The following is a 5,855-nucleotide window of genomic DNA, read 5'->3' as shown; positions in this document are numbered from 1 at the left end:
GTCGACCTTCGTCGTGCCGCGCGACGTGTCCGAGTTCAGGGCAGAACCGGTCGACCCGGCGGGGATCGTGCTGACCGCGGTGGTGGTGGTGCTCATGGGTGTCTCCTGACGGAACTTCTGGGGTGCTGATCGACAGGCGTTCGCAGCCCGTCGATAAGGAAGAGGCCCGCGGCGACGTGTTCGTCACGCACGGTCGGCGAACTCTCAGGATCCGTGGACGTCGTTCAGGCGTGCGCCCAGGAACTGCGGCATGCTGCCCGTCGTGGACGCGACTGGGACCCCGGGCTCCGCGCTCGAGGACGCTGATGACGCGTTCCTCGTCGCGCGGAGCGCCGATGGCGACCTGCGGGCGTTCTCGGCGCTGCTGCGGCGCTACAACGGCGTGCTCCGGCGCTACGTCGACCGCCTCACCCGCAACGCCGCGGACACCGACGACGTGCTGCAGGACACGGCCCTCGTCGCCTGGCGCCGGCTCGAGACGCTGCAGGAGCCCGCCAAGGTCCGCGGCTGGCTGATCCAGATCGCGTCGCGCGAAGCGTTGCGCCACGTGACCGCGCGGCCGCCCGAGGTGGAGCTGACGGACGAGATCGTCGAGACGCTGCCCGGCAGCGCGGCGGACGCCGACGGGATCGCGCTCCGTCAGGCGTTGCAGAGCGCACTCGACGCGCTTCCGCAGCAACAGGCGCGATGTTGGATCCTCCGAGAGGTCGGTGGCTTCCGGTACAGCGAGATCGCCGAGCAGCTGCAGATCCCCGAGAGCACCGTCCGCGGTGCGCTCGTGCAGGCGCGGAAGGCGATCCTTCGGGCGATGGAGGGACAGCGATGAGCGACCCCGTCGACGTGCTGCGCCTCGAGCCCGAGGACCTGGACGGTCACACCCTCGACGAGCTGAGCGACTACCTCGACCGCGGCAGGCGGCCGGCGGACCCGACCATCGACGACTCGCCCGCGTGCCAGATCGCGCTCAGCGCGCTGCAGCGCCTCCGCGCGGTCGCGGGGACGTTCCTGGAGGAGGAGGACGACCGCTCTCCCGGCACGGACGAGGACTGGATCGGCCGGGTGCTCGCGGTGCTGCCGCTCGAGGCCCGCGCCGGACGGGACTTCCCGCTGCCGGTCGCCGCCCCGGACACGGAGGCATCGGTCACGGAGGGCGCGCTGCGCGGCCTCGTGCGGTCCATCGGCGACGCGGTGCCCGGCCTGCTCGTGGGCGGCGTGCGCTTCGGCGACCCGGACGCGGAGACCCGCGAGGTGGACCTCGACGTGCAGATCGCGCTCCGGTACGGCGTGCCCCTGCAGGAGGCGGAGGCGCAGTTCCGGACCGCGCTCCGAGCCGGTCTCGCCCCGCACGCCCCGTTCCCCCTCGGACGGCTGGACATCCGCGTCGTCGCGCTGATCGGCGGTCCGTCGCGGCCGGGAGCCGGATCGTGAGCGCGGAGGAAGCCCTCGGGAAGGCGCTCACCGAACGCATCGCCGGCGCGGCCGGCGTCCGCGGGATCTTCCCTCAGCCGGGCGTGCTGGCGACCGTCGCCGCCCTCGTCCCCCTCCCGCTGCCGTTCGGCGGCCCGTCCGGGGACGTGCAGGTGCAGCGGGTCGACGGCGAGGTCGTGGTGCGCGCGAAGCTCGCGACGGACCTGCGCGTCCCGTCCGCGGAGGTCGTCGCGGCGGTGCGCCGAGCGGTCGTCGACGTGCTCGACGGGGAGCCCTGCCGGATCAGCCTGCAGCTCTGCCACATCGACTGAGCGCCGGCTCCGACCGCCTCAGGGCGCCGGGTCGCTCGAGGCGCGGCGTCGCCGTGGCGCAGCGGACCGCGGCGGGTCCGCGCGCATGTGGTCGCGCACGCGGGCGAGCACCGCGCCGAGCGCCTCCACCTCGCCGCGCTCGAGCGGGTCGAGGAGCATGCGGTGCAATACCGCGATGTGGCCCGGGAACACGCGACCCAGCCGCTCGCGACCGGCGTCGGTGATCGTGACGGTGACGCTGCGCTCGTCGTCGGGCGACGGTGCGCGGGTGACGAGCCCCGCCGCCTCGAGCAGCCCGGCCTGGTAGGTGAGGCCGCTGCGGCTGTAGACGACGCCGTCGGCGAGGTCCGTCATCCGCCTGCTGCCGCCCGGGGCGTCCCCGAGCGTCGCCAGCAGCTGGAACTGCACGTAGCTGAGGTCACCGGCCTCGCGGAGCTGCTGCTCGACCGTGTGCCGCAGCAGGCTGCTCACCTCGATGAGGGCGAAGTAGGCGTCCAGCTGGACGGGATCCAGGGACTTCGGGTCGTCCGGCATGCGCGCATCCTACGTGCTTCGACTTCGAAGCAGGCGATGGCGGGGGGCGGACTCGAGTGCGGAGCGGGGACGACCGGAGGTGCGAGCCGTGGAGACCCGATCGCGCGAGGCCGGGCCGGCGCCGCGTTCGTCCCGCTGACCGGCACCCTCGTCGACGGCCTCGAGTGACCTGCTGCACACGCGCATCGACGCGGGTCTCGACCTGCTCGTGACCGACGCCGGCGGTCCGCGTCGGCGTGCGCGGTCCGTCCGCCCAGCGGTGCGCGCACGGTCGAGGAGCCGCGCGGCGCGAGCTCCACGGGCGTCCCGGGGCCGCTCAGACGTGCGCGAGTCGTGCGCGGACGAACGTGTACAGGCCGAAGGCGATGAGGCCCAGGCCGACGGCCACGAGCAGCACCTGGCCGAACGGCAGGGCGGCGAGCGAGCGGACCGCGCCGTCGAGTCCCGTCGCCTTCGTCGGGTCTACCGTCGCGGCGGCGACGACGAACAGCACCCCGACGACCGCGATCGCGATCCCCTTCGCGACGTAGCCGACCACGCCGAGCACGATCACGGGCCGGCGGGCGCTGCCGCCCGGCACGGCGATGTCGCGGGTGAACCGCTGCCGCACGCCCTTCGCGACGAGGTAGCCGCCGATCGCGACGGCGCCGACCCCGACGAGGCCGAGCAGCAGCGGTCCGCCGGGCAGGTCGAGCAGCCGGCCGCTGGCCTGGCGCGTGGAGGACGACGAGCTGCTGCGACCGCCCTGCGCGAAGGTCAGCGCGGTCGCGCCGAGGGCGCCGTAGGCGACCGCCTTGCCGGCGGAGACCAGGCTCCGGGCCCAGCGCTTCCTGGAGGACGAGCCGATGCCGAGCACGGCCTGGATCAGCAGCCAGAGCGCCAGGGCGAACATCCCGACGACCGTGATCCACAGGATCGCCCCGCCGACCGGCAGCTTCGCGATCTGCGTGAACGCGCCTGACTGGTCGGACTCGCCTCCGCGGTGGAGCGCCACCTGGACGGCGAGGTAGCCGAGCAGGAGGTGGACGAGGCCGCTGGCGGCGTAGCCCGCGCGGACCAGCAGCTCCAGCCCGCGGCTGTCCTGCACCTTCCGGGCGGCGGTGCGCGAGCTCGTTCGGGTGTTCATCGGGGCGGCTCCTGGCCCTGGAGGGTGGACGGGGACGGGCGGCGGGCGATCACGTGCCGTCGCGCTGGACGGCGGAGAGCTCGCCGGTGACGCGCTCGCCCGGGATGCGGACGGTGCGCCGGGTGTCGATCGCGACGAGGGTGCCGACGACGACCATCGACAGGGCGATCGAGGCCGAGGTGTCGCTGATCCAGTGGTAGCCGAGGTAGAGGCGGCTGATGAACTGCGCTCCGATGCCCACGAGGGCGACCGCGATCGCGGCGACCGTGAACCAGGTGCGCCGGACCCGGCTCGCGAGCAGGAACGCGAGGATCAGGAAGAAGTCGGAGGTGCCGAGCACGTGCCCGGAGGGGAACGAGAACGTGTGGTCCGGCTCCATCAGCATGCGGCCGATCGGCGGGCGAGGATGGCGCACGATCGGCGCCAGCACGAGTGCGAGCGCGACGCCCGTGCCCATGCCGCCCGCGAACAGCACCGGCCGCCAGAGGTGGCGGGCGCGGACGATCCAGGTGACCAGCACCACGACGACGACGATCGGCAGCGCCACGGGGCCGAACACGACGGCGAGCACCACCATGGACGCGGTCAGCTCGCGGTCGCGCTGCGAGTCGAACCAGCGCTCGACGGGCTGGTCGAGCCGCTCGAAGCCGGTGTGGGTGAGCACGCCGATCAGCAGGATCGTGAAGGCGATCAGTCCGACCGCGATGAGCGCGGCCGAGAGCCGGTAGAGGGCGCGGCGCTCCGCGGGCTCGACGTAGCGCTCCTCGACGACGAGCTTGGCCAGCCGGGCCGGCGGCGCCGATCGCCGGCCGGCGGTGCCGAGTCGGACCGTCATGGCTGTCTCACGAGCACATGTAACCGCTGTCACCGTCCGTGCGCCAGCACCGCGGCTGGCGCGGCGTCCCTCCGGCAGGGGCTCCGCCGTTCACGGGTCGACGCTCCGACGTCCCGGCGCGACGGCGATGAGGGCGCTGCGGCGAGGAGGACGCCCAGCGCGCCGATCCCCGAGGGCGCGCCGCCCGCCGCCGCCCAGAGCGCGGCGGCCGCGCCCAGCAGGGCGAGCACCGTCTGCAGCAGCCCCTGACCGCCGGTCGTCGCGATCGGGGCGCCGACGACGGGGCCTGCGGCGTAGCCGAGCGACTTCCACGATCCGTACCGGCCGAAGCACCGGCCGCGGGCGGCGGGGGAGGCGAGCCGCCCGACCGCTGCGGAGCCACAGGGGAGAACGCGGCTGCGGCGGCGCCCTGTCCGAACCGGACGAGGATGAGCGCCGTCATGCCCGGCAGCAGGCCCCCGACCGCCGAGACCGCCACGAAGGCGGCGAGCCCCCAGACCACCACCGGCTTCGGTCCGACCCGATCGGCGAGTGCGCCGAACACGGGCTTCAGGAGCACCTCGGCGAGGTCGTGGACGGCGACGAGCAGCCCCAGCTGCAGCAGCACGCCGGGTGCGCCGCAGCCGACTCGGCGCCGGCGGTCGCCGCGACGGCGTGCGCGGGCGGCGGCGGTCACGAAGCCGGCGCCGTACGAGGGCGCCGCGCCGCGCCCGCCGGATGTCGGCTCAGTCCTGTCCCGGGTCCGCCTGGTCCCGCTCGTTCAACGGGGCGGCATCGCGCATCGCGTCGTACACCTGGGCCGCGTACCCCTCGAGCAGCTCCTCGCAGGTCTGCAGGCGCGCTGCGGCGGCGGTCGACTGCGGCAGCTCGAGCACGTCGCGGCGACGCAGGTCCTGGAACCAGCGCCGCAGGCGGTCGAGGCTCTGCTCCTCCTCCTCGAGCTCGCCGAAGGTGAACTTCCGCTTCGCGATCTCCTTGGCGATCTCGGCCTCGTAGTGGCCGCATTCCGCGTCGAACTCCGACCACTCGTCGAGCCGGGCGGCCAGGTACGCCGACCGGATCAGGTCCTCGGACGCGTCGTCGCGCGGGGAGACCGCGAGGACCGCGAGGGTCCCGCCGCCGCGGCGGCACAGCTCCGCCGCCCGCTCGAGGAACGGGTGGAACGCGTCGGTGTCGGGGACCGCCCACGAACCGGCCGAGATCGGCACCGCCCCGGCCTTGCGCAGCTCGCGCCACACGGCGACGCGGTGCCGCGAGGGCTGCGACGGGACCTGGGCCAGGACCATGAGCCACGCGACGGCGGGAGAGGGCACGGGACGATTCTCGCCGCTCCGCAGGACGGCGCCGGCAGGTGCCCGCGAAGCCCCCGTTCGCGCAGCGGGTAGCGCATTCCGGCCCCCGGTGTGCATGAATCCGCGGGGACACCCCCGTACTGGGGGCACGAGCGCCTTCGCGCACCGCGCGCCATCCACGGGGCGGAGGGTTCCGAATGCCTACCGTTCCCTCATTCGGACCGCGTGTCCGAGACGACGACGGAGTCGCGATCGCACGCCGTCCCCGACCTGTGGCAAGGAGCTCGACTTGTACGAGAAGCAGTTCATCAGCGATGCGGTGAAGCGCA

At 74.1% G+C, this 5,855-nt stretch carries 8 protein-coding genes; 3 read left to right on the top strand and 5 right to left on the bottom strand.

All coding sequences use genetic code 11. The features are described from left to right. The first annotated feature begins 250 nt into the window (after positions 1-250). Genes ABEA53_RS16880 through ABEA53_RS16870 form a run of 3 tightly spaced genes read left to right on the top strand, consistent with a single transcriptional unit; the run spans position 251 to position 1,739 of the window. Entirely contained in the window at positions 251-826 is a 576-nt protein-coding gene (locus tag ABEA53_RS16880; protein ID WP_345482485.1) for an RNA polymerase sigma factor, read from the top strand. Beyond that, complete coding sequence (locus tag ABEA53_RS16875; RefSeq protein ID WP_345482484.1) at positions 823-1,428, top strand: P-loop NTPase family protein; 606 nt, start codon at positions 823-825, stop codon at positions 1,426-1,428. The genes ABEA53_RS16880 and ABEA53_RS16875 overlap by 4 nt, the downstream gene beginning before the upstream one ends. Continuing rightward, complete coding sequence (locus ABEA53_RS16870; protein WP_345482483.1) at positions 1,425-1,739, top strand: hypothetical protein; 315 nt, start codon at positions 1,425-1,427, stop codon at positions 1,737-1,739. Before ABEA53_RS16875 ends, ABEA53_RS16870 begins: the two co-directional genes overlap by 4 nt. A gap of 18 nt (positions 1,740-1,757) precedes the next feature. Here ABEA53_RS16870 and ABEA53_RS16865 read toward each other — a convergent pair whose 3' ends face one another. From ABEA53_RS16865 to ABEA53_RS16845, 5 genes are all read right to left on the bottom strand, one after another. Beyond that, entirely contained in the window at positions 1,758-2,273 is a 516-nt protein-coding gene (locus ABEA53_RS16865) for a MarR family winged helix-turn-helix transcriptional regulator (protein ID WP_345482482.1), read from the bottom strand. 316 nt (positions 2,274-2,589) lie between these two features. After that, positions 2,590-3,399: a DUF1206 domain-containing protein gene (locus tag ABEA53_RS16860; protein ID WP_345482481.1), complete on the bottom strand. Its 810-nt coding sequence runs from the start codon at positions 3,397-3,399 to the stop codon at positions 2,590-2,592. A 49-nt stretch (positions 3,400-3,448) separates the two neighbouring features. Then, the gene (locus tag ABEA53_RS16855; protein ID WP_345482480.1) at positions 3,449-4,234 is read right to left on the bottom strand and encodes a phosphatase PAP2 family protein; all 786 of its coding nucleotides are present in this window, start codon (positions 4,232-4,234) and stop codon (positions 3,449-3,451) included. A 7-nt stretch (positions 4,235-4,241) separates the two neighbouring features. Continuing rightward, positions 4,242-4,841, bottom strand: coding sequence for an MFS transporter (locus tag ABEA53_RS16850; RefSeq protein ID WP_425550649.1), 600 nt, complete (start codon positions 4,839-4,841; stop codon positions 4,242-4,244). A 118-nt stretch (positions 4,842-4,959) separates the two neighbouring features. Then, a complete protein-coding gene (locus tag ABEA53_RS16845; RefSeq protein ID WP_345482479.1) occupies positions 4,960-5,547 on the bottom strand; it encodes a Chromate resistance protein ChrB in 588 nt (195 codons plus the stop codon). Between the last annotated feature and the right edge of the window lie 308 nt (positions 5,548-5,855).

Source organism: Amnibacterium soli (assembly GCF_039544415.1).
Taxonomy (GTDB): Bacteria; Actinomycetota; Actinomycetes; order Actinomycetales; family Microbacteriaceae; genus Amnibacterium; species Amnibacterium soli.
Note: the sequence above shows the minus strand (reverse complement) of the source record. Positions and strands in the feature narration are given on the sequence as shown.

Bases quoted from the DNA above. Each gene is read 5' to 3' on its own strand.
- ABEA53_RS16865 (WP_345482482.1), bottom strand. From the start codon at position 2,273: ATGCCGGACGACCCGAAGTCCCTGGATCCCGTCCAGCTGGACGCCTAC.
- ABEA53_RS16855 (WP_345482480.1), bottom strand. From the start codon at position 4,234: ATGACGGTCCGACTCGGCACCGCCGGCCGGCGATCGGCGCCGCCGGCC.
- ABEA53_RS16860 (WP_345482481.1), bottom strand. From the start codon at position 3,399: ATGAACACCCGAACGAGCTCGCGCACCGCCGCCCGGAAGGTGCAGGAC.
- ABEA53_RS16875 (WP_345482484.1), top strand. From the start codon at position 823: ATGAGCGACCCCGTCGACGTGCTGCGCCTCGAGCCCGAGGACCTGGAC.
- ABEA53_RS16880 (WP_345482485.1), top strand. From the start codon at position 251: ATGCTGCCCGTCGTGGACGCGACTGGGACCCCGGGCTCCGCGCTCGAG.